Genomic DNA, 24,905 nt, shown 5'->3' with positions numbered 1-24,905 from the left:
CCCACGTTTGGCTTCAAAAATAATCATTAATCACTGTTCATCAATGTAATTAGAAATTAAAGACACCACAATCACGCCTTTAATATCTCTTACTTGATCGATTCGATCGGAAAGGGCTAAATGCACATTGCTTTCAATCGTCACGACCAATTTGCCTTCATCTGTTTTCTCACCGTGAATTTCGGTATGAGGAATCTTCAGAATCTCGGCTTTTACTTCTTCCAATTTTTCCGGTTTTGCTTGCACCACGAGACTGCACACATACCAGTTTTCCTGTTCGGATAATTTTTCACTCATCTCTGTTTGCCTGTGTTTGTAATGGCTGAATTTTTATCGCACTTGTCGGACAAACGCTCAAACAAGCCCCACAGCCATTACAGCTTTCCAAATTTAATACCATTTCGGCAATGCCGCCTAAACTCGGGCGGAAACGAATCACTCTCATCTCACAGCTATCGCCACAGCTTCGGCATTCCGTTCCGAGCTTTAATAAACAGCCGGCTTGAATCTCAATTTTATGGCTCCAAGGCTGTTCTGAAACTGCTCGGAATACCTCTGCCTCGCAAGAATGCACACATTTTTCACAAAAAGTGCATTCACCACGGCTAAAATCAATTTCAGGGTAGCCCGCAGCACCTTTTACAATAATCTGGGTTTCGCAAGCCTGAATGCAGTTACCGCAAGCGGTGCATTTTTCTAAAAAATTTGCTAAATTAGCCCAAGGCGGACGAATCGGCTCATACCCTTGCTGACTGACTTTTTGGCTTTTTAACGAGTCTAAAAATTGCCCTCGCAAAAAGCTACGGCGAGGAAGTGATTGATTAGGATAATCAGTCAAGAAAACACCTTTTTACTCATCACTATAATAGGCTAAATTATCTAATGTTCACTTAAAACCGTTCATTCCTCAAACGGGGTATTTGCCGGTATATTCGCCAAAATATTGATTTTCATCAAAGAAAGTTTCGCTAAAATCTTCTAGTAGCTGCCTCGACACAGTAAAGGAAAACGCTATGAATCACCTGATTATTTACGCACACCCGAATCCCTCCAGCTTTAACCATGCGATTTTGGAAAAAACGATAGCAGCTTCCGTTCCAAATAAGGTGGTTGTACGAGATCTCTACCAACTCAACTTCAAGCCGATATTAGACTGGGCGGAATTTCAAGGCACACTCAGTAAACACTATGAAGCAGATGTGGCAATTGAGCATCAATATTGGCTTGAAGCTGATGTGATTACGTTAATTTATCCGCTTTGGTGGATGGGCTTTCCGGCAATTTTAAAAGGCTATTTAGACAGGGTGTTAAGTTATGATTTTGCCTATCGTAACGGGGAAATTGAAAGTATCGGCTTGCTGACCGGCAAAAAAATGCAACAATTTGTAACGCTCGGTAATTCCAATGAAAAATATGAACGAAAAGGCTTTTTAGCAGCATTTGAACATACGCTGGGAAAAGGGCTGTTTGAGTTCTGTGGGATTCGTGATGTAAAAATGCACTATTTCGGTAATATTGGTTTAAAAGAGACTGATTACACCGCTATTTTGCAGCAAATCACAGCATCTTGTAGCACAATATTGAAGGAACAAGCGGTATAATTTTGCGTTTTTTTGCAAAAGGATGGTTTGATTAATTAACGTAAAAACCCCGCCAAACAAGGCGGGGAACCAAATTAAGGTTTGATTACAGTGAGTGTTTTAACATCTAACTCGGTTTTATTGAAACCTTTGTCAATCTCTCCGTATAAACGGACTTTATTGCCTTTGCTACCAACGTGCTGACCTGCCCATACTTCATCGTCAATCTCAACACGGATTTGCCCTGTCGCATCTTTAAATAAGTAAGTTTCGTCACCGACTTTGTTTAAGAGTGTGCCTTCTACCGTCACGTAGCTGTCATCTGCTGCCGCTAACGCCTGTTTCACGCTAATCACATTCGCCGGTGCAACACCTGTATTTGCTTGTGAAGAACCGTTGGAAGCAGTTGAATTACACGCCGATAACGCCATTGCCATCAATGTTAAACCCAGAACTTTTTTCATAAAAACTCCTTGTTAAAAAAATTTGCATTCGATAAAGACTACCGAATGCAAACATTAAAACACAAATAAATGTCGAAAACACCTTTTTATTTTTAACGCAGTTTAATCAATTGGCGGAACATAAGTTCCATTTACAATCGAATCTTTAATCCGATCTGCTTCTGCCAACACCTGAGCTAATAATGCTCTTACGTTTTCAAGCGTTGCAATCGGGCTTAAAGTAGTCATTTTCAGTGATTGATGCTCACCGACTTTGGTCACACCAATGTTAGCTTCGCCACGAGCAAATAACTCATCTGCCACATTTTGGTTTAAGGTATCCACAAATTCTGCCGGGTAACCTTGTGGTACGACACGGAATAAGACTGAGGCAAATTGTGCCGGCACTAACATTTCCAAGCCATCGGTGGCATTAATGTAGGCTTCCACTTCTTTAGAAAGATAAACCCCGTGGTCGATCATTGAAGCGTATAGCTCCTCACCCAAGGCTTCAACGGTAAACCATAATTTTAACGCATCAAAACGGCGGGTAGTTTGCAATGATTTTGACACTAAATTCGGCACGCCGTGTTCTTCGTCATATTCTGAATTCAGGTAGTCTGCCTTGTAATCAATAAAGCGGTAATTCGCTTCATCTTTTAGCAAGAATGCCCCACACGAAATTGATTGGAAGAAATGCTTGTGGAAATCAAGGGTAATGGAATCGGTTAATTCAATGCCGTCTAAGAAGTGGCGGAAATCTTTCGACAGTAATAATGCACCACCCCAAGCAGCATCAACGTGAACCCAAGCCTGATGTTCATCGGCTAATTTACGGATCGCTTTTAAATCATCAATCGCACCGGCATCGGTCGTCCCTGCGGTTGCGACGATACAAGCCACAATTTTGCCTTCGGCTTTTAAATCCGCCAACGTTTTCGCAAGAGCTTCAACGTCCATTTGTGCATTGGCATTTGACGGTACAGTCACTACCGATTGGAAACCCATTCCCATCATTGCCATATTTTTCTGCACCGAGAAGTGAGCGTTTTCGGAACAAACCACTTTCACTTTTTGCATTGCATCGGCAGGAATACCGTCGGCTTGCACCGACCACTCTGAACCGTCTGCCTTTTTCCAATGGTTCGCTATCGCCCAGTCACGAGCCAATAATACGCCCATCAGGTTTGATTGCGTACCACCTGAGGTAAAGACTCCTGAAGTTCCTTTGCCATAGCCGACTTTTTGACGTAACCAGTCAATTAAATGCTCTTCCATAATCGAACCTGCCGGGCTTTGATCCCAAGAGTCCATTGATTGGTTGGTGGCATTAATTAACACTTCTGCAATTTGGCTGGTTACCATTGTCGGGCAATGTAAGTGGGCCAAAGAATGAGGGTGGTGAACTTTGAGGCTTGGCTTTAAGAAAATTTCCACCAAATGCTCCTGTGATTTTTGCACGCCCACACCAGCTTGGGTTGGGTTAAAACCGTTGATTTTGGCACGCAACTCTTTAATTGAGCCACCGGTGTACATTTTTTCTTCTTTCAGCCAGTCTGAAACCGCTTTCACAGCGTTATTCATTGCCGATTCATAATCCGCAATCGATTTTGGATCGCTACAAAACAGGGATTGTCTGTGTTTTTCTAGGTTTGACATTATTTCTATCCTATTGGTGTAGGGGCGAATAAATATTCGCCCCTTTTTACATTAGGGCGAAAAATGTTTCGCCCCTACCATTCTAACTATTAACCACGCACCGCTTTCACTGCTTCAGCAACAGATTGTTTAAAGCGTTTAATAAACTCTTCACATTCTGCTTGGGTAATATTCACGGCACAAAGAACACGCACCACATTACCGCCACGTCCGCCACGCTCTAATAACAATTTGTTTTTAAAGCAGTATTTTTGAATTGCAACGGCTAAATCGCAATCACGCGGGTATGCACCTGTTGCATCTTTTGGCTGACGTTCATCAACAATATCAATTCCCATCATTAAGCCTTTACCACGCACATTGCCAATACAAGGTAATTCTTTGCTTAATTCACGTAATGCGTTAGTTAAGTATTCGCCACGCTCTTGTGCGTTTTTCGCTAAATTCTCTTCACACATAATTTTAAGCGATACATAGCCGGTTGCCATTGCTAATTGGTTACCACGGAATGTACCGGTATGACCTGCCGGTTGCCAAGCGTCAAACTCTTTTTTGATCGCTAATACCGCAAGCGGTAAGCTACCACCAATCGCTTTTGACATTACTACGATATCCGGCTCAATGCCTGCGTGTTCAAAGGCAAACATTTTCCCTGAACGGCAGAAACCAGCTTGAACTTCGTCCACAATCATTAAGATGCCGTGTTTTTGAGTGACTTCACGCACTTTTTGTAAGAAGCTGATTGGAGCCGGAACCACACCGCCTTCACCTTGAATGGCTTCAAGGATCACCGCTGCCGGTTTTACCACACCACTTTCAACATCTTCAATAAAGTTCTCAAAATAATGTTCAACTGCTTTTGCACCGGCTTCGCCACCAATGCCAAACGGACAGCGGTATTCGTGCGGATAAGGCATAAACTGTACGCCCGGCATTAAGCCTTGTACTGCATTTTTCGCACTTAAATTACCGGTGAGCGATAACGCACCATGGGTCATTCCGTGGAAACCACCGGAGAAAGCAATTACGTTGCCACGACCAGTGTAGGTTTTGGCTAATTTAATTGCCGCTTCGTTAGCATCTGCACCAGACGGGCCAGTAAATTGGAGGATATATTTATCTTTTGGAAAGAAAGAGAGTAATTCTTCCGTAAAAGCATCTTTTAACGGAGTCGTAATATCTAACGAGTGTAAAGGTAAACCACTGTCTAATACATCTTTAACTGCTTGGATTAATTTAGGGTGGTTATGACCTAATGCAAGCGTTCCTGCACCTGCTAGGAAATCGAGGTATTCATTGCCTTCAACATCAGTTACCCAAACGCCTTGTGCTTTTTGGTAAGCAAAAGGTAATTTACGTGGGTAGCTACGCACGTTTGATTCCATTGCATCTTGGCGATCTAAAAAATATTGGTTTGAAGCAAGAACGGCTTGAATAGGAGTTTTAATTGTCATTGAAAATAAACCTTCTACAAGAGGTGAAAAAAATAAGTCGGGTGCCTTGCGGAAAGCCTAAGCTTTCTATTCCTAAAAGAATAGATGCCATGGGGCATTTGACTCGCTACTTATTAAAAAAAGCGTTTCAGCTTTTTTGTTTTTACCCTATATGCCCCTAAGGAATAAAGAAATTGGGATAGGTTGGAAACAGACTTAAATGTAGGGTTACGTTTAAGAGAGCGTATGATACTCTTTTTTATTGAAAAGGGAAGCTTTTATCTAGCAATAAATGCCTTTCACTTTCATACCCTATCCAATTTACCACCTTAAAATTGATTAAATTAAATCAATAAGATTAAAAAAGATCACTTTTGTGATGTTTATCACACTTTTATGATTTTATATAAGCTATACTTCGTTCAAAATGATTAATTTCAATCAAGGAGTAAATATGAAACCTATATTGGGAATTACGATGGGAGATGCCGCCGGTATCGGACCAGAAGTTATTATTAAAGCATTAGCTAATCAACGGATTTATGAGTTAGCACACCCTGTTGTGATCGGTGATCGAAAAATTATACAACGAGCCTTACCTATTGTTCATTCAGAATTGAAATTAAGAATTCTCAATAATCTAGATAACTTTGTAGCCGAATATGGCGTTATTGATATTTTAGATTTGAATAACCTGCCTGAAGATTTGCCTTTTGCTCAAGTTGATCCGCGTGCTGGAAAAGCAGCTTATGAATATATTGAAGAGGCAGTTAATTTAGCAATGGGAGGAAAAATCCACGCTATTGTTACAGCACCACTGAATAAAGAAGCCCTACACGCAGGTGGTAAACCATTTCCTGGCCATACAGAGATCCTTGCAACCCTCAGTAATACTAAAGATTACTCAATGATGCTAACCAGTGAAAAACTCAATGTTATTCACGTTACTACTCACGTCCAACTTCGTAAAGCCTGTGATTTAATTACCAAAGAACGAGTTGCTACAGTTATTGATTTAGCAGAAGAAAATGCTCGCATTCTTGGGTTTAAAGAACCTCGTATTGCAGTCGCTGGTTTAAATCCTCATTCAGGTGAAAATGGAATGTTTGGCGATGAAGATCAAAAAGAAATTGTTCCCGCAATTCAAGAGGCTCAAGCCAAAGGGTTTAATGTTACAGGGCCTGTCCCTCCGGATACTTTATTTCACCGTGCAGCTAACCTAAATGAATTCGATATTGTTGTTGTGATGTATCACGATCAAGGGCATATCCCTATCAAATTATTAGGCTTTGATACAGGTGTAAACGTTACTGTCGGTCTTCCATTTATTCGAACATCTGTCGATCACGGAACTGCTTTCCCAATAGCAGGCAAAGGAACAGCAGATAGTCGTAGTATGACTGAAGCACTCTATTTGGGTGCAAAAATGGCAAATATCAAATATGCGACACACTAAGGAGATTAATATGTCTACTCAAACATCTAAATCCATCGTCCCGATATATGATGGTATGAATAAAATTCCTGGCGGTGCAATGGTAATACCGCTAATTCTTGGTTCTATTATTGGTACATTCTTTCCTGAATTTTTAAATTTAGGTTCATTTACGACGGCTTTATTCAAATCATCAGCAGGACCACTTATTGCACTATTAATTTTCGCTACAGGTATGCAAATTACCGTGAGAAGTTCTGGACCTGTACTTGCCCATACCGGTGTTGTATTACTATTTAAAACTATTATTCCCGCTCTTTTAGTTGTGATTTTAGGATTATGGGTAGGTAATGATGGTGTTATGGGCGTTTCTTTATTAGCTATGCTAACTGTTGTTGCAAATTCAAATGGTGGTATTTGGTTAGCGTTTACAGGGAAATATGGTGATTATAGAGATAAAGGAGCTTATGTCGCTTCGGCTGTTAATGATGGACCTTTCTTTGTTTTACTATTTTTAGGTGTATCAGGATTAGCAGATATTCCTCTTTCATTAATGCTTGCAGCTGTTATTCCTCTTATTATTGGTATGGTTATTGGTAACTTAGATCCTAAATGGACAGAGTTAATGAAACCAACAGGTGCAATAGTCATTCCTTTCTTTGCTTTTGCATTAGGAACAGGAATCAATCTGCAATCTATTATTACTGGAGGAGCAACAGGAATTATTTTAGGTATCGTAGCTTCTCTCTTTACAGGTTTTCTTGTATTTATCGGTTACAAAACAATTTTAAGACGTGGTAATCAATCAGGAATCGGGTTTGCAGCAGGAACTACTGCTGGAAATGCCATTATTACACCTGAAATTGTTGCTCAAGCAGACCCTACATTAGCACCTTTTGTTCAAACTGCGACTGCACAGATTGCCGCAGCTGTATTAGTTTCAGCAATCTTAGCTCCATTATTTGCAGCGTGGGTTTTAAAACGTCAAGGTGGCTTAGAACAAGACACTATAAAAGGAGAAAATCTATGAAAGAGACACTCTTAGTTATTGCTGATGGCCTTACTGGTGCAAATGATACCGCGGTTATGTTTGCTGAATCAGGATTTGACACTGTCTTAAAAACTAAAGTTTCGGCATTAGCCCAAATTCATCCTGATAAAGCCCAAGTAATTTCTGTTTCTACAGATTCAAGAGCAATTGGAGAGAATTGCAATTAGCAATGCTATTCAAAATAGTATCGGGCAAATTTACCTTAAAATTGATTCCACAATGAGAGGCTCTGTTAAATATCAGATTGAAGGTGCTATTAAAGCTTGGGCTGGTTTATATCCCGATGTTAAAGCAATTATTTGTCCTGCATATCCAGAAATGGGAAGAACTATAGAAGCTGGTCATTTATATGTTAATGGTGTTCCTGTAAATGAAACTGCTTCAGGAAAAGATCCTATCTGCCCTGTGCATTCATCTTCTATGCAAAAACTATTGCCTGATGCTCAAGTAATCCCGTGTGATACGGTCGATAATTTGCAGGCATCTATTGAAAATAGTGAATATAAACAGATCGTTATTGATGCTAAAACGCACGAAGATCTCTCAATGATTGCCCAAGTCATAAATCACATAGGTAATAAAATTATTCCTGTTGGCTCAGCCGGATTGGCACAGAAGTTGAAAAATATCCAAAATCAACAACAACCAGAGCGAAATCTTAAATTAGGTAGAGCATTAATTGTCGTAACCTCAATTCACGAAACAAGCCAACTGCAAGTTGATGAATATATTTCAACTTTAGGAGGAAAATCTATTGTATTTAATCCTTCGCCTTCACAGTTGATTAACTACTCGCAATCAGAACATTCACTGAAACTACAATTAAACGCTCTAATACGTTTTAGTAGAGATCATGTTATTATTCGGGCAAACCCTGCAAAAGTTGTAAATGCAAAATCTGCCAATATCACGGAAACTTCTAAAGAAATTTCTCAACATTTAGCTGATTTAAGTAAATTCTGCCTTGATAATGAAAAATTTGATAGCCTTATATTATTTGGTGGAGATGGTGCAGCAGCATTATTAGATCAAATGAATGTAACAGAGATGAATGTACAATATGCGGTAGTACCGGGCGTTCCTTTATGCTCCATTGAAAAGGGCAACTACTCAGGCATCACTGTAATGACTAAATCTGGAGGATTTGGAAACAACACACTCTTAAGCAATATAATGAACTAGTAACAACAAAGAACCTAAAGCAACAATGTTTTAGGTTCTTTAATTTTAACTATCTTATTTTTAAAAAATTACTTATAGTAAAAGCAGTTAAAAATTAGAGAGTTTATATGTCTAAAAACCGTCTAGAACAAATTTTACTATTCCTAAAAAACCACAATATTGCTACCGTAGAGCAACTGGTAAAAGTGACTGAGGCTTCTCCTGCAACTATCCGCCGTGATTTAATAAAATTAGATGAAGAAGGCGTCGTGATTCGCACACACGGAGGGGTCAGCTTAAACCAATTTATACCGTTTCAACCAACAACAAATGAGAAGCAATTTAAGCAAATTGTCGAAAAAGAACGCATAGCTGAATATGCCGTTTCGCTTATTTCACCGGGAAATTCTATTTTATTAGATGCTGGCACTACAACGCTATGCATTGCGAAAAAAATCGCTCATATGCCACTTCGAGTGATTACAACTGATCTACATATTGCTTTATTACTCTCTGAATATAAGCAAATAGAATTAATTATTACAGGGGGACGAGTAGATAATAGTAGTCAATCTTGTATTGGTAATCATAGTTTAACTTTATTAGAAAATATTAATCCTGATATTGCTTTTGTGAGCTGTAATTCTTGGAGCTTAGAAAAAGGAGTTACAGCACCTACAGAAGAGAAAGCTAATTTAAAAAGAATGCTCCAACAAAACGCCAAACAAAAAGTACTGGTTGCCGATAGCAGCAAATATGGAAAATACTCTTTATTTCGTGCAACTCAACTCGATAACTTTACACAAATTATCACAGATAAAGGACTACCTATTGAATATAGCCAAGCCTTGTCAAGTAATGATTTTAAGCTATCATTAGTTTAATCATACAAGCGGTCTTTTTTCACTAATTTTTTGTATATGAAAAACCCAGCATTCGCTGGGTTTTAAATCTTAAAACAAAATTATTTAATTTTTGCTTCTTTGTAGATAACGTGTTTACGCACAACTGGATCAAATTTTTTGATTTCCATTTTTTCAGGCATATTACGTTTGTTTTTATCTGTTGTGTAGAAGTGACCAGTTTCTGCTGTAGAAACTAAACGGATTTTCTCACGAGCGCCTTTAGCTGCCATTTTTTAGCTCCTTAGATTTTTTCGCCACGAGCACGGATTTCAGCTAATACTGCATCAATGCCTTTTTTATCAATAATACGCATACCTTTCGCAGTTAAACGTAAGGTTACGAAACGGTTTTCGCTCTCAACCCAGAAACGGTGAGTGTGAAGGTTTGGTAAGAAACGACGTTTAGTCGCATTCATTGCGTGTGAGCGGTTGTTACCAACTGCTGGACGCTTGCCGGTTACTTGGCAAACTCTTGACATTTGAATTTCTCCAATAATTTTAAGCTTAAAAATGGTTCGGGAGATCTCACAAAAGGCGTTGCTCAACCAACCCCTCCGATTTTGATTGCCTCGTCAGGCATTAACCCGACCCAGTCTATGTAATAAAGACTGCCGATTATACCGATTTCATTTGTTATATTCAAGTAGAATTTATATGCGTATCTTTTACTGTTTCAGGAGAAATGTTAAAGGTTACATAAAGCAAGCGGTCATTTTCTATCAGAAATTTGCAAAAATGAATGCTCCTTCATCTCTAATTTCTCTTCCTCGAACGAAAAATAGTCCCCTTTGCCGACAATAATATGATCCACAAAGCGAATATCAACCAATTCGCACGCCATTTCGATCTTTTTAGTTAAACTTCTGTCCGACTCACTCGGCAGACAAGAACCTGAGGGGTGATTATGAGCCACAATAATCGCCGCGGCATTATATTTTAACGCTCTTTTAATAATTTCTCGGGGGTGAACAGCAGTTTGATTAATGGTGCCGAAGAACATTTTTTCTTTATAAATCAATCGGTTTTGGTTGTCCAAAAACAGCACCATAAAAACTTCCCGTTCTTCTTCCTCCAACTCGGTTTGGAAATACATAATCGCCATATAAGGGGCTTGAATCATCTCGCTAAATTCCATTTGTTGAGCCAGATAGCGTTTGGTCATCTCTTTAGAGGCTTGTAACTGAATGTATTTGGTTTTGCCTAAACCGTAAATTTTGCAAAAATCATCAATATTTGCATTCAGTAATTGGCGTAACGAGCCAAATGCCATCAACACACTCTCTGCCAATGCCAGCACAGGCACAGCTTTCGTACCAGTCCGTAAAAATATCGCTAATAATTCGGCATCGGTTAATGAGGCTGCCCCCTGTGTTAATAATTTCTCACGCGGCATCATTGTTGGCTCTTGAGAATCTTCATCAAAAAAATCGTTCATTTTTTCCTCCATCAATTTAGTTAAGCATAAAAGAGCCAACCTTTGCAGACAAAGGGATTTATTCAATTTTTCGAGCAAGATCGCAAAAATAGTGAAGTTGTGAGCAACTCCTTATTCCGCTAAAATATGCAAAATAAATCCACGCTTTAAGGATAGTAAAGATGTTACAAAACAAAAAAATTTTAGTCGGCATTTCCGGTGGGATTGCAGCCTACAAAACCATTGAATTTATCCGCCACTTAAAAAAGGCAAATGCGGAAGTGCGTGTAGTGCTAACCCCAGCAGCAGAAGCCTTTGTAACGCCTTTGACCTTACAAGCGATTTCCGGCAATGCGGTTTCCACTTCACTACTCGACCCACAAGCCGAACTGGCGATGGGGCATATTGAGCTGGCAAAATGGGCGGATTTAATCGTTATCGCCCCGGCAAGTGCCGATTTTATTGCTCGCCTGCGTATGGGAATGGGCAACGATTTACTTTCCACTCTCTGCCTTGCGACTGCAAGCCCGATTTTGCTTGCACCGGCAATGAATCAACAAATGTACAAACAGATTGCGGTGCAAGAAAATCTGTCTGTTTTAGTCAATCGTGGCGTTCAGCTCATCGGCCCGAATAGTGGCTTCCAAGCCTGTGGTGATGTGGGGGCTGGCAGAATGTCTGAGCCTGAAGAAATTTACCAAGCGGTGTTGGCTCATTTCTCCAACAATCAAGATTTAGAGGGCTTAAATGTAACCATTACCGCCGGACCGACTCGTGAGGCAATTGACCCTGTGCGTTATATCAGCAACCACAGCTCCGGCAAAATGGGCTACGCGATTGCTAATGCCTTTGCCGAACGTGGAGCAAAGGTTACGTTGATTAGCGGTCCGGTGAATTTACCAACGCCGAAAAATGTGGAACGAATTAATGTGGAATCTGCGGTTGAGATGGAGCAACAAGCGGTCAAATTTGCCCAAAAATCTGCGATTTTTATTGGCTGTGCAGCGGTTGCCGATTACCGAATGGCGGCAGTCTCTGACCAAAAAATTAAGAAAACCGATGCCAATGATGAACTCACGCTAAAATTGGTAAAAAACCCCGATATTATCGCTAACGTCGCCAATCTTGCCGAAAATCGCCCTTTTGTGGTTGGTTTTGCCGCAGAAACGCAAAATGTGGCGGAGTACGCTAAATCGAAACTCGAACGCAAAAATCTGGATATGATTTGTGCCAATGATGTCTCAGGCGGACAAGTGTTCGGGCAGGATCAAAATGCGTTGCATTTGTTCTGGAAAAATGGTGAAAAAACGCTTCCTCTGGCGGATAAAAGCAAATTGGCAGAAAGTTTGGTACAGGAAATTGTAAAACATTATCGAGAAAAATAATGAAATTACTGGTTAGCCATTTTCATCAAGGCGAAGGGAAATTTCCTACATTCTCAGCTGGTACTGCCGTTCGATTAGGGAGTGAATGTGTAAACTACCCAAACTGGTTTGCCTGTGAAATTGACGGTTGGAAAACCTTTGTGCCAAGCCATTTTATTAGCGAAGATAAATTGATATGCGATTATAACCCAACGGAACTTGTTGCAGCACAAGGCGAGAGAGTAGAATTCCTTGAACTACATTACCAATGGGCAATTGTCAAAAGAGAAAACGAAATTGGCTGGCTACCTTGTGAAATCTTAAGGGTAATAGGATGAAAATTATGCAACTTACGTCAAATCAGTATATCAACGACATTAAACATATTCTTTTATCTGCTCGCCAAAAGGCGTATCAAGCCGTGAATTCGGCAATGGTCGAAGCCTATTGGAAAATCGGTGAACGAATTGTGCAAGAAGAGAAAAATATGGTCAAAGATCAAAATGAAAAAGTATAATATTGTATTTTCAGCAGATAAAAACTACCTGCCATATTTAGAGATTGCCTTAAAATCACTATTAGCTCATCATAATCATTTATCTATTTTTATATTGAGTACTGGCGATATTTCTCACCACTGGATAGAAACATTACGCCCCTATTTAGAAAATAGATATTCCACATTAAGACTTGGCTATTTAGATTCAAATAATTTAGCAAATTTTAACTCCAACGGCTATATTACTAATTCAACTTACCTACGATATTATATTGAAGAACTATTTGAACACAGCGATAGCCCATATTGGATTTATTTAGATTGCGATCTTGTGGTTAATGGAAATATTACGGATCCATTTACAAACCTAGATTTTTCTTTTGGAAGTATTGCTGCAATTGCTGATCCTTATGTAAACAAACTAAAAAATCATCCCTATATTTACAAAAACTATTTCAATGCTGGTGTATTTTATCTAAATGCAAAGCATTTTAGTAAGCAACCATTTATACAGCTTACTGAGAGATTTAAAGAAAATTTACCATTTGGGGATCAAGATATTCTTAATTACTGCTTTCAATATAATTGGATTGAGTTAGATCGAAAATATAATTATCAGACAGAACATTTATTAGATGATATTGCCCAGCAAAAAATTTCGCCAAATTATATTCCACATATAATTCATTTTACTGGAGGAATAAAGCCATTAGAAGGTAAATTTAATTCAAGCTACGTTGAAAACGTTGCAAGTTTATTTCGATTTTACCACAACACAAGCTGGGAAATATTGACTGAACTTCCACTTGGAACGATACAATTAAAACCTTTTATAACTGAATAATATAGTTTTAAAAATTTACAAAAAGGAAAAAGAATGAAACAAATTGATTTAAAAATTTTAGATAGCCGTATCGGCAATGAATTTCCATTACCTGCGTATGCGACCGAAGGCTCGGCAGGCTTGGATCTACGGGCGATGCTCAACGAGCCGCTGACGGTAAAAGCGGGTGAAACGGTGTTGATCCCAACGGGGATTTCAATTTATATCGCCGATCCGAATTTGGCGGCGGTGATCTTACCAAGATCAGGTTTAGGGCATAAAAACGGGATCGTGCTAGGCAACTTAATCGGCTTGATCGATAGCGATTACCAAGGCGAGCTGAAAGTGTCGCTTTGGAACCGTAGCCAAGCTGATTTTACCGTGAACGTGGGCGACCGTATTGCTCAGTTAGTCTTTGTGCCGGTGGTGCAGGCAAGTTTTAACATTGTGCAAGAGTTTGAGCAGACCGACCGTGGCGAAGGCGGTTTTGGGCATTCAGGTAAGCAATAATAGGATTGGCAATGACAGAACCTAAAATTAAAATGCCGAAAAAATCAGTGGTGGAACGCCGCCAACAAGTGTTGGAAGTGTTAATCAGCTTGTTAAATTCTGAAGAGGGAATGCAGCGTATCACTACCGAGCGTTTAGCCACTGCGGTGGGGGTGTCGGAGGGGGCGTTGTATCGCTATTTCCCAAGTAAAACCAAGATGTTTGAAGCGTTAATCGAGAAAATCGAGCAGACCCTCACCAGCTATATTCACGCCAATAAACGCCAAGACAGCAGTGCCAATTCGGTGCGAGCAATTTTATATGTGATTTTAGAATTTGCTCGCAAAAACCCGGGCGTTACCCGCATCCTGACCGGACACGCCTTGATGTTTGAAGAGGAGCTGCTCAAAGCTCGAGTGGCAAAATTCTTTGATAACTTGGAGTTACAATTTGCCAATATTTTGCAACTTAGTAAACTGCGTGAACGCAAGAGCTTTGAAGACGAAAGAGCCTTAGCCGGTTATTTAGTGAATTTCTGCGAAGGGCAATTTTTACGCTTGGTTCGTTCTAATTTCAGCTATAACCAACACCAACATTTTGAAAAACAGTGGGCATTTATTAAGCCTTTATTTGATTAATTATGATTATACCTTGGCAAGAACTCGAAGAATCAACCTTACATAATATTTTAGATTCCTTCATTTTACGAGAAGGCACAGACTACGGGGAAAGGGAACTTTCTCTGGCAGAAAAAAGAGAACGATTACTCACACAACTTAAGGCAGATAAAGTGGTGATTGTTTGGTCGGAATTACACGAAAGCCTTGATATTAAAGACAAAAAATCTTTTTTAGGCTAACCTTTAATTTCGTGTTAAAATTCTAAAAATTTAACCTAGTATAAGAGTTATAGGAAATACTATGCAAGATATGACACTTTCAACAGCTCCTCTGGAAAATGTAACTCCTCCGCCCTCTATTCACGACCCTGCGGTGGAGTGGTTTTTAACCCATTGTCATATCCATCGTTATCCGGCGAAATATACACTCATTCACGCCGGTGAAGATGCAGAATCACTTTTCTACATCGTGAATGGCTCAGTGTCGGTTTACATCAAAGATGATGAAACCAAAGAGATGCTCTTAACTAACTTAGGCACAGGTGAGTTTGTCGGTGAATTAAGTTTATTTGAAGAAAAAGTCCAACAACGTACCGCTTACGTCCGCACTAAAGATCCTTGTGAAATTGCGGAAATTTCCTATAAAAAATTCAAACAACTAGTCCATTTAAACCCCGATATTTTAATGTATTTATCGGCACAAATGGCTCGCCGTTTACGTCAAACTTCACGCCAAGTCGGTAATCTTGCCTTTTTAGACGTTGCCGGTCGCATTGCTCAAACCTTGCTCAACTTAGCTAAAATGCCGGATGCAATGACTCACCCGGAAGGTATGCAGATCAAAATTACCCGCCAAGAAATCGGGCAAATGGTCGGTTGTTCCCGTGAAACCGTTGGACGCATTATGAAAATGTTGGAAGACGAAGGCTTAATTTCTGCTCACGGCAAAACCATTGTGGTATATGGGGCAAGGTAATTCTGAATGTAGGGGCAGATCCTGTGCCTGCCCAAAATCTTAATTGCAAAATTTTGTAAAAATATCACCGCTTGTTATTTCCACTTCTTAACTAACTAATTTGATGATGAAACATAGCTTAACCCCTTTTCACACTTTCCATTTGCCTGCAAAAGCGACCCAAATTATTGAATTTACCACAGTCGAACAGCTATTGAGCGAATGGCAAAAAGCCTTTAACGCTCAACTGCCAATCTTGATTCTCGGGCAAGGCTCTAACGTTTTGTTTTTAGAGGATTTTGACGGTGTGGTGTTAGTAAATAAACTCAAAGGGATTACGCACCACGAAGACGAACATTTCCACTATTTGCACGTTCAAGGTGGGGAAAACTGGCACGAATTGGTTAAATGGACGTTGGCACACAATATTGCCGGCATTGAAAATCTGGCGTTAATTCCGGGTGTCGCCGGCTCTGCTCCAATTCAAAATATTGGGGCTTACGGGGTGGAATTTGAACAGCTGTGTGATTTCGTGGAAGTGTTAAATTTACGTTCCGGCGAACGCTTTAAGCTATCCAAATCCGAGTGCGAATTTGGCTACCGTGAAAGTGTGTTTAAACACCAATACCGTGATGAATTTGCGATTATCTCGGTAGGCTTAAAGCTAGCCAAAGCGTGGAAACCGGTGCTAAGTTACGGATCATTAGCCCAACTCAATCCGGAAACCGTTACGCCAAAACAGATTTTTGATGAAGTTTGTGCGGTTCGCTCCTCAAAATTGCCTAACCCTGATGAATTTGGCAATGCCGGCAGCTTTTTTAAAAATCCGGTGATTTCAAACGAACAATTTGCACCAATACAAACCAAATTCCCAACCATTCCTCACTATCCTCAAGCTAATGGTTCGGTAAAATTAGCCGCAGGTTGGTTGATTGACCAAACCGGGCTGAAAGGCTTACAAATTGGCGGAGCGGCGGTACATACCCAGCAAGCCTTAGTGCTGATTAACAAAGAAAATGCAACAGGGCAAGATGTTTTGGCGTTAGCCAAAACCGTTCGCCAGAGAGTGAGAGAAAAATTTGGGGTAGAAATTCAGCCTGAAGTGCGTTTTATCGGCAAGAACGGCGAGGTCGATAGCGAAAAAATCACTCGCTAAGTGGGGACATAATGAAACTTAACCAAGCTCAAATCCAAAATGCGTTAATTTGCGGGCAAGCCGTTGTGTTCGATGAAATTGATTCAACCAATGAATATTTGCTCACTCATCACCAACGTTTGGAAAACGGCACGGTTTGCCTCGCTGAAAAACAAACTGCCGGACGTGGCAGACGAGGTCGAACTTGGTATTCGCCCGAGAGTGAAAATCTCTATTTCTCGATTTTATGGCATTACCCGATGGAGCAGGCGGCAGATTTACCGCCCTTAAGTTTAGTGGTAGCCTTGATCATTGCGGAAAGCCTTACTGCTCAAAATGTAAAAGATATTCAAATTAAATGGCCGAATGACATTTATTACCAAGGCAAAAAAATGGGGGGCATTTTGTTGGAAACCCAAGCCAATCGCAATGGTTTAGATGTGGTTATCGGCATTGGGCTGAACCTAGGAATGGCAAAAGTGGATGAAAATATTGTGACGCAAGCGTGGGCAGATTTATCGCAATATCATTTCAACCGCAACGAATTGGTTTGCCGTTTAGCCTATGAATTGCAAAAAAATCTCAAAATTTATCCGCTTGTCGGCTTCGCTCATTATGCCGAACGCTGGCAAAGTTTCGACCTTTTCCGCCATAAAGCGGTTAAGCTCATTACCGAAGCCGAAGAAATCCACGGCATTTCGCAAGGCATTAACGAGCAGGGCGAACTCATTCTAAAACAGGGCGACAACCTCCGCTATTTCGGCATCGGTGAAATTTCACTAAGGGCGGATTAACCCTCTACAAGCGGTCGGATTTTATTGTTTTTTTGCAAATTAGTTGCCAAAAATAACCGCTTGTTGATAGCAATAGAATGTATCTAGGCTCATACCCACCACATTGCAGGCTTGAGAGATATTGCCCGGTTCTTCTGCTAAATTTAATAAACCGGTCTTGTGTTTAATGAGGGGATTGTAAGTAATAAAACATGAGAGTTTCCTTTTTGTTTAGATTGAATTTTGACACTCATATTCTAAACGGGAAACTCTCACTTTTTAGAGTGCTTTATCAGATCAAGTCTGAGCTTCTACCACTTTCTTCAACGCTACTCAAATTTGATATCTCCGACAATAACTTTAGCATTGGTATTTTTGTTACCTAACATACGCTCCTCACACTTATTCTGCTCATCACACACTGTCACTGAAACCAAATTTTCTACGTCTAGGCTGTTTGCTAAGGTGTGTTCGCTGGTTTTCTTCGCGGTATCTGCCTGGCCAAGCTGTTGTTCGGATAGGCTGCTGGCTTTGATGCCTTTAATGTTGTCGTATAAACGGGCGAAATCGCGTGGGGTTAATTTATCGGGGTTACCTTTGATGTCGCCAAGCAATTTGTCATAGCCGGCTCGAGGTTTTTCAAAGAAGGTAAAGGTAGCATTATCCTTCGCGTCAATTTGGGTTTTAGACGTGCCGGTGTATGCCAAGCCGCCGTTTGGTGCTAATGCGGTAATGCTTGCATTTTCGACGATAGTCGTAGCGTTAGGTTCATAGCCGATAGCAAAGGCGGTATTGCTGGCGTTGGCGTCGTTATCTTCCGAGGTTGGCAAGCCGTCCGCTCCGATGATTTCATTGCCCATTTTTTTACCGGTGGTAATGGCGGTAATTTTGAGGTCGTCTTTGCTGTTTTTACCGGCAATTTTAACATTGCTGTCGGTTCTCAATACTGCACCTTGGTGGGATTTGAGGAAAATAGAACTCTTTTCACCAAGCAGCTCCCCCACTAAGAACATCGTGGCATAATGGCGAGCCGGCGAGATACCGTCTTTTTCATCGCCCACTACGTTAATATGGCTGTTTTTCATCGACACTTTGCCGTTTAGTCCTAAGCGGTTGATTTGGGTACTTTCATCTAAGCTGTTGTCTTGGTTGAAGGTGATATTGATTTTGCTGTCGTCCAGATTGATTTTTTCTGCCATTAAATGCACAAAACCGTTATCTAAGCTGATATCACTATGGGCAATATTGATTTCCGTATCGGCAATCGGCGCGCGGTGATTGTGTTTTGCTGCAAAGCCGTCAAAGCGTTGGTTGTATTCCCAGTTGAGATCGGTCTCATCATAGTTATCCGAATTCCAACGTTTTCTGCGCTGGTCTAAATTCGCCAATTGGGTGCGTTTTTCAATATCGGTTACGCCATATTCATAAATCTTCTCATCGACAAACACGCGGGAGTTGCCGGAATCCAGATAGAAGTTGGTTTTGCCACGGGCTTTCACGTTATCCAAATTAACTTGTTGGAAACCGCCCGCCACCACAAAATCATCCACTTGGTTTAATTCCACGTTTTTCATATCCAGATTGAATTTTTTACGCAGTTCCGTATCGGCACGTCGAACCACATCGTGCATTTCCCAACGTTTTGCACTGCGACCAAAGCCTATTGCACCGTTTCCTAGGTTGATTTTGCTGTCGGTAATGCGGATATTCGATTGGAAATCCGTGTCATTCGGGAGGTTGGTCAGCACAAATAAACGCCCGTTTGAGTGAATATCTGCGTTGTGGATATGGATACCCGCCTGATTGATGAATTTCAGCACGGAATCCGTTTGTTTAAAGGCATCCACATTTAACTTGCCTGAGATATCAAAGCCTTTGCCCTGTACATTCACTCGACCGTTATTTGCAAGTAATGAGCCTAAAGCACCCGCTTGTATAAAGGAACCGCTACCGCCGTTGTCGGTATCGGCAATGCGAATATCTTCCGTATTCGGCACTTCAATATTTACCACTGTACGCAATGTTTTGAGTTCATCATTGTAATGCTCTGTGCTGTCTTCACGACCAAAATTGCCTTGAGTATTCACGGTTTTGCCTTTGAAATCGATCACAGGTGCGGTCACTTTTGAGCCTGTTTTGGACACCACTTTGATGTTTTCTTTCGGGCCGTAATAGGAAGCTTCGGCAAAGCTCACTTTCTCACCTTTAATCTGGCTTTTTTCGTGTAATTGGGTTTCACCGGCAGATAAAATGATCGTGCCGTTTTTATTTTGCACCTTATTGGCTTGTAATACGCCGTTATTGATAATTAAGCTGTCTAAGGCTTGATTTCGCCCTTTGGCAGTGAGGGTAATGTCACCATTGGCGATGATTGCCCCGTCATTTTTGATAATGCTATTGACCGTATTATCGTCTAACACCACATCAATATAGCGGTCGCTTAAGGTAAAGGTAACATTTTCTCCGGAGGATAAATGCACTTCGCCACTGGTGCTTTTCACGATTTCTTTATCAAAATCGTAGCATCGTTTTCCCCAGCTCCAAGGATCGTCATAACATTCGGTGACTTTTTTCGTTTCTTTGTGGTAGTAATTTTTGGCGTTAATTTCCCCTTCATTAGCCACATCGTCGCCCACCAATACCACAAAAGCCCGCTCGCCTTTGGCCGTAATTTTACCTTGGTTAAGAATTTTGCCTTCTTTCTGTAATTTACGGCTAAATTTATCTTTATTGCCGTTCTCGCTGATTTTTTCTAAATCTTTTGTGGTCACTAACAAACCGCCCACATTCACTTCCGCGTCTTTGGTGATGAGCACACCGTTCGGGTTGGCTAAATACACTTTGCCGTTTGCCGTCAGCTTGCCTTGAATTTGGCTGGCGTTTCCGCCGGTAACACGGTTATATGCCACCGCCATCTCTGTCGGTTGTTTGAATTCCACTTCTTTATTCTTACCGATATCAAAACTGTTCCAATCAATTTGTACTTTATTACTGGATTGATTCACGGTCATTTTATCGGTTGTGCGATCAATCGTTGCCGCCCCGACACGCACCGTTTCACCTTGCGGCAAATCTGCTGTATTGGCATAGGCTAAACCGCTGCAAGCGGTCAAAATGCAGAGAGAAATTGCATTACGTTTAAACATAAATTGTCTCCTTAAAAGGTTTTGATGGCGGAGAACCAGAATTGGTGTTTATCTGCATTCTCGATTTTTTTACCCAGCGGTTTGGCAACACTGGCGTTAATGGCATAACTGCCTGCTTCAGAGAGCGAAAGCCCTGCTCCGATACTCTGTAATTTCACGCTATTGTTTACACCACGCGCCAAAAATCCGCTATGTTTATAGTATTTTCCCCACCCATAATCATAGAAGACCGAGCTGGTCAGCAGGCTTTTGGAAAAGAGCGGTAAATAATGCTTGAGTTCGGTTTGCACTAAATGCCCCTCGTCCACCGAAGCGACACCGGCTTGATGACCACGCACGCCGTATAAACCGCCCAGTAACATTTTTTGTGAGCTGTCGAGGGTTTTATCCGCAAACTGCCCATTCACGCCAAGGTTGAAGGCAAAGGATTTTGGCAGCGCTTGTTCGTGAGACAGGCTGTATTGATAGACCGTAAAACGGGATTTGGGCTGAAAATCTGTTGCCACATAATGCGCTTGCTCATTGGTGTGGTTAGCTAAATTGCCGAACAAGGCAGACAGAGAGAAATAGCTTGTGCCGTCTTTAAGCGAATTCCACGACCCGTTAATGCCCACCGTTAAGCTGTTTACTTGGCGTTTTTGTGCCACATTGACCGCTTGTTGTTTGTCGGTTAAACGTTGATGATTAAAGCTGACTTTGGTGTTTAACCGAAAATCCGGCAAGCGGATTGTCGGGTGCAACACATAAGCCCCAAGATTGTGAGTATGCCCTTGGGATTGCAGGGCTTTAAAGTTGCCGCCTAATTCGTAGTCGAGATAATTCGCCGTTAAGCCCAAACGGGTAGCGTAGCCGTCAATCAAGCTCGAATAATCCAAACGCGCATTTTTTAAATTAGCGTTGTTGGAACTCATCAAATCCACTTTCAACTCATCGCCCCAACCTATCAGATTATTGGCTTTTATCCCTGTGGCTAAACGGTAACGTCCGGTATTTTTATTGCCTTGGTTATCTGCCGATACATAGCCTGAGAAACGCTCGGCATTTTGGAGCTTAATCAGCAAATTCGCCTCGCCTGCTTGCTTACCGGCAGAAAGCTCCAAGCCGGTATTCACCCCGGGAACATCATTCATCGTGAGGGCAAATTTTTCCAGCTCGTCTTTTAGGATAAATTCCGAACCATTCACTGTGGTGTTGGCAAGGCGTGCAACAAATTTATCGCTTAAAGCACTCTGATTTTGTAACCGCACTTCACCGACATTGCCTTTAAACAACAGGATTTTCACCTTACCTTGTTCAATTTCCTGTGGCGGTAAAATGGCTTTTGCCACCAGATAATTGTGGCTGCGATAAAACTCGGTGATCTCATTTGCCAAGTTGCTTAAATCGGTCAGCGAAACCGCTTTACCCACATAGTTTGCCAAAATCGGGGCTAATTCCGGGGTAGAGATTTCTTGGTTGGTCCAATCAAAAACTTGTACCTGAGTTAATGGAAATGTCAGTTCTTGACCGTCCGTTGCGGTATAAGGTGCTTTTGCCGCTTGATTAAACCATTCGCCACTCGGTTTGACTTTTTGTTGAGCTTGACGTTGGTCTAATTCACGCTGTAACGAGCCGGCATCCGGCACATTCGCTGCCGCTTGTCCACTCAAAACAACGGCAAAACTGACCGCACTTGCGATCAGCGACGGATAAAATTTCATAGTAACTCCCTTTTAATATTGCAAAAAATAACCGGAAAACGACCGCTTGTGCCGTCTTCCGTTAAAGACATTAGAAGCTGTAAGCCGCACTGAGTTTCACATTACGACCGCTGCCTTCCATTAAGCTGAATGCCGGTTGGTATTTTTTATCGAATAGGTTTTCAACCGCCAAGTCTAAACGCAGGTTTTTCCATTCGCCTTTTAATGGGGCGTAAGTGGCGTGTAGATCGGTCAGCGTATAGCCTTGGTAAGTCACACCGTGGTTTTTCGGCACACGATGTTGTGCTTGATAACGGGTTACGTTTGCCCCCACCGTGAATTTGTCTTGCACCACGGCATAATTGACCCCAAAGCCGATTTTGCTTGCAGCAATGTTCGACAAGGCTTCTCCGCTGTCTTTATCTTTACCTTTGGTTGAGCCGTAGTTTGCCAAGAACGTAACACGCTCGGTTTGATATTGGGTTTGTAACTCCACACCGCTTAATCGTGCGTTGGTTACATTGCGATATTGCGAACGGGTTGGAATCACTTCCATCGGGCTTGCCGGATTGGCTTTGTAAAGTTGAAGATTGATGAAATCCCTCACATCGTTACGGAAATAAGTGGCTTCAACGCTGAATTTATCCCCTTGTGTGATCAGATCATCAAAATGCACATGGGCAGTGATCTCTTTATTTTTCGCAGTTTCAGGACGTAAATTCGGGTTTTGTACAAAAATATTGATAATCGGTGCACCGCCCTGTCCTTGAGTACCAAAGTGCGAACCGCCTGTAAAACGCTCTTGCATTGAAGGCGCACGGAAGGCTTCATTATATTTTGCGGTAAAATCTAACCAAGTTGTCGCTTTCCATGTCAATTTTGCCGCCGGCGACCAATGGCTGTCTTGGTATTTCACCGCCTCGCTTGAGGTGTTGAAACGGTCATAACGTACACTCGGCGAGAACAGCAGTTTTTCGCCCCAAAGCGGAATATGGGCGATTAAATATGCACCTGTCGTATTGGATTTTGCTTGATACGGATTAGAACGATAGCGGGCATCACTATTGTTTGTGCCACGCTCGGTGTCGGCTTTATCCTGCATATAATCCACACCATAGACCAACGAGAACCAAGGCAATTCGGAATGGTTACGCAGATTGATGCCGCGCGTGGTTAATTTGGTTCGATCTTCCACACCACTCACTTTACGTTGCTCTTTTTCCGTGGTGCTGTTTTGATAGACTGTCACTTGCGCATTGACATAAGGATTGCTCGGGTTGAAATAGTAGTTAAGTGCGGTGCTTTTATCGTTAATTTTTTGATCGCTCAAATAACTCACGCTACCAAATTGTGCGCCCAAACCGCCATAAAATGCCGCTAATTTCGCAAAGAAATTCGGTGTTGAAGGCGGATTGGCTGCGTGCCACGCCGCAATTTTGGCGTTGATGTCTGCAGTGGTAAATTGATTTTCGACATCATTGTTACTTGGTGCTGTTTGCTTAAATTGGCTCTCACGGTGTGAAAGCTCCACACGGTTTGCCTCATTCAGTTGCCAACCGAATTTTACCAAGCCACCGGCTTGCTTATAGCCGGTGTTATTCAGCTCCCTGCCTTCACCACTACGCAAATTGTCAGCATTATTGTAGAAACCACTCAGCAAGGCATCAAACCGATCATTTGCTGCAAACACCGAGGCTTCGGTTTCGGAAAGATTATTCGCCGTTTGATAACCTTGACGGATTTTTGCCCCGAATTTGTCATTATTTTTCAATAAATCCAACGCATTCGGTGTGCGCATTGCCACCACACCACCTAAGGCACCGCTCCCCCACAACGAACTGCTTGGGCCTTTGATTACTTCAATTTCTTGAATCAATGACATCGGCACAAAATAAGAACCACGGTGAGCCAAATCAAAATTCTGACGCACTCCGTCAATCACCTGCACAACACGATTATCGCTCAACCCACGAATAGACGGCTTCTGCGCAATCGCACGGGCCCCTCCTTGCACATCCACATTCGGCAACGCTTTTAATGCCACCGCCACACTCGTCGCTTGTTTTACCAAAAGTGCATCTTTAGTTTGTTTTTGTGGCGTATCAGCAAATTTACTTGGATCACGGGTGGCAATGACGTTGACGGTATCTAATTCTATGGATTGATTTGCAAAAATATTTGCAGAGAATAAACTAACAGTAATCGCAAGGGATAGTTTAGAAAGTTGCATTCTTACTCCTCTTTTTAGGTATAAGGTAGAGCAATAATATAACACTATTGAGAATTGCTATCAATTAGCTAATGAGAATTATTTGTATATGAAGGTTTTATATACACGTTTAA

Annotated in this window: 27 protein-coding genes and 1 pseudogene; 16 read left to right on the top strand and 12 right to left on the bottom strand. The window is 41.4% G+C overall.

All coding sequences use genetic code 11. The features are described 5' to 3' along the window. Positions 1-30: 30 nt before the first annotated feature. Positions 31-297, bottom strand: coding sequence for a chaperone NapD (locus tag EDC41_RS00575; protein ID WP_006248701.1), 267 nt, complete (start codon positions 295-297; stop codon positions 31-33). Next, positions 290-838, bottom strand: a complete 549-nt coding sequence (gene napF, locus EDC41_RS00570) for a ferredoxin-type protein NapF (RefSeq protein ID WP_006248702.1) — start codon at positions 836-838, stop codon at positions 290-292. Before napF ends, EDC41_RS00575 begins: the two co-directional genes overlap by 8 nt. A gap of 175 nt (positions 839-1,013) precedes the next feature. Here napF and EDC41_RS00565 point away from each other — a divergent pair, with 175 nt between their 5' ends. After that, on the top strand, positions 1,014-1,601 hold the full coding sequence (locus tag EDC41_RS00565) for an NAD(P)H-dependent oxidoreductase (RefSeq protein ID WP_006248703.1): 588 nt from the start codon (positions 1,014-1,016) through the stop codon (positions 1,599-1,601). A 74-nt stretch (positions 1,602-1,675) separates the two neighbouring features. Here EDC41_RS00565 and EDC41_RS00560 read toward each other — a convergent pair whose 3' ends face one another. From EDC41_RS00560 to EDC41_RS00550, 3 genes are all read right to left on the bottom strand, one after another. Beyond that, on the bottom strand, positions 1,676-2,044 hold the full coding sequence (locus tag EDC41_RS00560; protein WP_006251439.1) for a YgiW/YdeI family stress tolerance OB fold protein: 369 nt from the start codon (positions 2,042-2,044) through the stop codon (positions 1,676-1,678). 102 nt (positions 2,045-2,146) lie between these two features. Next, positions 2,147-3,682 carry an L-2,4-diaminobutyrate decarboxylase gene (ddc, locus tag EDC41_RS00555; RefSeq protein ID WP_006251440.1) on the bottom strand — a complete coding sequence of 512 codons (1,536 nt, stop codon included), beginning with the start codon at positions 3,680-3,682 and terminating at the stop codon, positions 2,147-2,149. 89 nt (positions 3,683-3,771) lie between these two features. Continuing rightward, the gene (locus EDC41_RS00550; protein WP_006251441.1) at positions 3,772-5,136 is read right to left on the bottom strand and encodes a diaminobutyrate--2-oxoglutarate transaminase; all 1,365 of its coding nucleotides are present in this window, start codon (positions 5,134-5,136) and stop codon (positions 3,772-3,774) included. 433 nt (positions 5,137-5,569) lie between these two features. Here EDC41_RS00550 and pdxA point away from each other — a divergent pair, with 433 nt between their 5' ends. The 5 genes from pdxA (at position 5,570) to EDC41_RS00530 (ending at position 9,646) form a co-directional block, all read left to right on the top strand. Then, on the top strand, positions 5,570-6,571 hold the full coding sequence (pdxA, locus tag EDC41_RS00545; protein WP_006248710.1) for a 4-hydroxythreonine-4-phosphate dehydrogenase PdxA: 1,002 nt from the start codon (positions 5,570-5,572) through the stop codon (positions 6,569-6,571). A 10-nt stretch (positions 6,572-6,581) separates the two neighbouring features. Continuing rightward, complete coding sequence (locus EDC41_RS00540) at positions 6,582-7,580, top strand: 2-keto-3-deoxygluconate permease (protein ID WP_006248711.1); 999 nt, start codon at positions 6,582-6,584, stop codon at positions 7,578-7,580. Further along, positions 7,577-7,768: a four-carbon acid sugar kinase family protein gene (locus EDC41_RS13985; protein WP_006253252.1), complete on the top strand. Its 192-nt coding sequence runs from the start codon at positions 7,577-7,579 to the stop codon at positions 7,766-7,768. The genes EDC41_RS00540 and EDC41_RS13985 overlap by 4 nt, the downstream gene beginning before the upstream one ends. Then, positions 7,749-8,783: a four-carbon acid sugar kinase family protein gene (locus EDC41_RS13980; RefSeq protein ID WP_006251445.1), complete on the top strand. Its 1,035-nt coding sequence runs from the start codon at positions 7,749-7,751 to the stop codon at positions 8,781-8,783. The genes EDC41_RS13985 and EDC41_RS13980 overlap by 20 nt, the downstream gene beginning before the upstream one ends. 107 nt (positions 8,784-8,890) lie before the next feature. Further along, entirely contained in the window at positions 8,891-9,646 is a 756-nt protein-coding gene (locus EDC41_RS00530; protein ID WP_006248713.1) for a DeoR/GlpR family DNA-binding transcription regulator, read from the top strand. A gap of 80 nt (positions 9,647-9,726) precedes the next feature. On the opposite strand, the gene rpmG is transcribed toward EDC41_RS00530, so the two are convergent. The 3 genes from rpmG to radC form a co-directional block, all read right to left on the bottom strand. Then, positions 9,727-9,897, bottom strand: coding sequence for a 50S ribosomal protein L33 (rpmG, locus tag EDC41_RS00525; protein WP_005613503.1), 171 nt, complete (start codon positions 9,895-9,897; stop codon positions 9,727-9,729). An 11-nt stretch (positions 9,898-9,908) separates the two neighbouring features. Further along, positions 9,909-10,145, bottom strand: coding sequence for a 50S ribosomal protein L28 (gene rpmB, locus EDC41_RS00520; RefSeq protein ID WP_006251446.1), 237 nt, complete (start codon positions 10,143-10,145; stop codon positions 9,909-9,911). A 230-nt stretch (positions 10,146-10,375) separates the two neighbouring features. Then, on the bottom strand, positions 10,376-11,101 hold the full coding sequence (radC, locus tag EDC41_RS00515; RefSeq protein ID WP_020831064.1) for a RadC family protein: 726 nt from the start codon (positions 11,099-11,101) through the stop codon (positions 10,376-10,378). A 161-nt stretch (positions 11,102-11,262) separates the two neighbouring features. On the opposite strand from radC, the gene coaBC reads away from it, so the two are divergent. The 10 genes from coaBC to EDC41_RS00465 all read left to right on the top strand — a co-directional run bounded on the left by coaBC (position 11,263) and on the right by EDC41_RS00465 (position 17,758). Continuing rightward, entirely contained in the window at positions 11,263-12,465 is a 1,203-nt protein-coding gene (gene coaBC / locus EDC41_RS00510; protein WP_006248716.1) for a bifunctional phosphopantothenoylcysteine decarboxylase/phosphopantothenate--cysteine ligase CoaBC, read from the top strand. Next, entirely contained in the window at positions 12,465-12,782 is a 318-nt protein-coding gene (locus tag EDC41_RS00505) for an SH3 domain-containing protein (protein ID WP_006248717.1), read from the top strand. The genes coaBC and EDC41_RS00505 overlap by 1 nt, the downstream gene beginning before the upstream one ends. A 5-nt stretch (positions 12,783-12,787) precedes the next feature. Then, entirely contained in the window at positions 12,788-12,961 is a 174-nt protein-coding gene (locus tag EDC41_RS00500) for a DUF1016 N-terminal domain-containing protein (protein WP_226318173.1), read from the top strand. Further along, a complete protein-coding gene (locus EDC41_RS00495; protein ID WP_006248719.1) occupies positions 12,948-13,787 on the top strand; it encodes a glycosyltransferase family 8 protein in 840 nt (279 codons plus the stop codon). The genes EDC41_RS00500 and EDC41_RS00495 overlap by 14 nt, the downstream gene beginning before the upstream one ends. A 33-nt stretch (positions 13,788-13,820) precedes the next feature. After that, positions 13,821-14,276 carry a dUTP diphosphatase gene (gene dut / locus EDC41_RS00490; RefSeq protein ID WP_006251449.1) on the top strand — a complete coding sequence of 152 codons (456 nt, stop codon included), beginning with the start codon at positions 13,821-13,823 and terminating at the stop codon, positions 14,274-14,276. An 11-nt stretch (positions 14,277-14,287) separates the two neighbouring features. Further along, a complete protein-coding gene (gene slmA / locus EDC41_RS00485; RefSeq protein WP_006253253.1) occupies positions 14,288-14,893 on the top strand; it encodes a nucleoid occlusion factor SlmA in 606 nt (201 codons plus the stop codon). Between the two features lie 2 nt (positions 14,894-14,895). Beyond that, complete coding sequence (locus EDC41_RS00480) at positions 14,896-15,114, top strand: YheU family protein (protein WP_006248722.1); 219 nt, start codon at positions 14,896-14,898, stop codon at positions 15,112-15,114. Between the two features lie 61 nt (positions 15,115-15,175). Further along, positions 15,176-15,850, top strand: coding sequence for a cAMP-activated global transcriptional regulator CRP (gene crp / locus EDC41_RS00475; protein WP_006251451.1), 675 nt, complete (start codon positions 15,176-15,178; stop codon positions 15,848-15,850). A gap of 103 nt (positions 15,851-15,953) precedes the next feature. Then, the gene (gene murB / locus EDC41_RS00470) at positions 15,954-16,985 is read left to right on the top strand and encodes a UDP-N-acetylmuramate dehydrogenase (RefSeq protein ID WP_006251452.1); all 1,032 of its coding nucleotides are present in this window, start codon (positions 15,954-15,956) and stop codon (positions 16,983-16,985) included. 11 nt (positions 16,986-16,996) lie between these two features. After that, positions 16,997-17,758 (top strand): biotin--[acetyl-CoA-carboxylase] ligase, encoded by a 762-nt coding sequence (locus tag EDC41_RS00465; protein WP_006251453.1) that lies wholly within the window; start codon positions 16,997-16,999, stop codon positions 17,756-17,758. Positions 17,759-17,812: 54 nt separating this feature from the next. Here the strand turns inward: EDC41_RS00465 and EDC41_RS00460 are convergent. The 4 genes and pseudogenes from EDC41_RS00460 to EDC41_RS00445 all read right to left on the bottom strand — a co-directional run. Next, positions 17,813-17,944, bottom strand: a pseudogene (locus tag EDC41_RS00460) (helix-turn-helix domain-containing protein); the annotation flags it as partial. 122 nt (positions 17,945-18,066) lie between these two features. Further along, a complete protein-coding gene (locus EDC41_RS00455) occupies positions 18,067-20,883 on the bottom strand; it encodes a two-partner secretion domain-containing protein (RefSeq protein ID WP_115262456.1) in 2,817 nt (938 codons plus the stop codon). 11 nt (positions 20,884-20,894) lie between these two features. Next, positions 20,895-22,583, bottom strand: coding sequence for a ShlB/FhaC/HecB family hemolysin secretion/activation protein (locus EDC41_RS00450; RefSeq protein WP_115262457.1), 1,689 nt, complete (start codon positions 22,581-22,583; stop codon positions 20,895-20,897). Positions 22,584-22,653: 70 nt separating this feature from the next. Further along, positions 22,654-24,792: a TonB-dependent hemoglobin/transferrin/lactoferrin family receptor gene (locus EDC41_RS00445; protein WP_115262458.1), complete on the bottom strand. Its 2,139-nt coding sequence runs from the start codon at positions 24,790-24,792 to the stop codon at positions 22,654-22,656. Positions 24,793-24,905 lie beyond the last annotated feature (113 nt).

The sequence above is a fragment of the Mannheimia haemolytica genome, from assembly GCF_004342115.1.
Classification (GTDB): Bacteria; Pseudomonadota; Gammaproteobacteria; order Enterobacterales; family Pasteurellaceae; genus Mannheimia; species Mannheimia haemolytica.
Note: the sequence above shows the minus strand (reverse complement) of the source record. Positions and strands in the feature narration are given on the sequence as shown.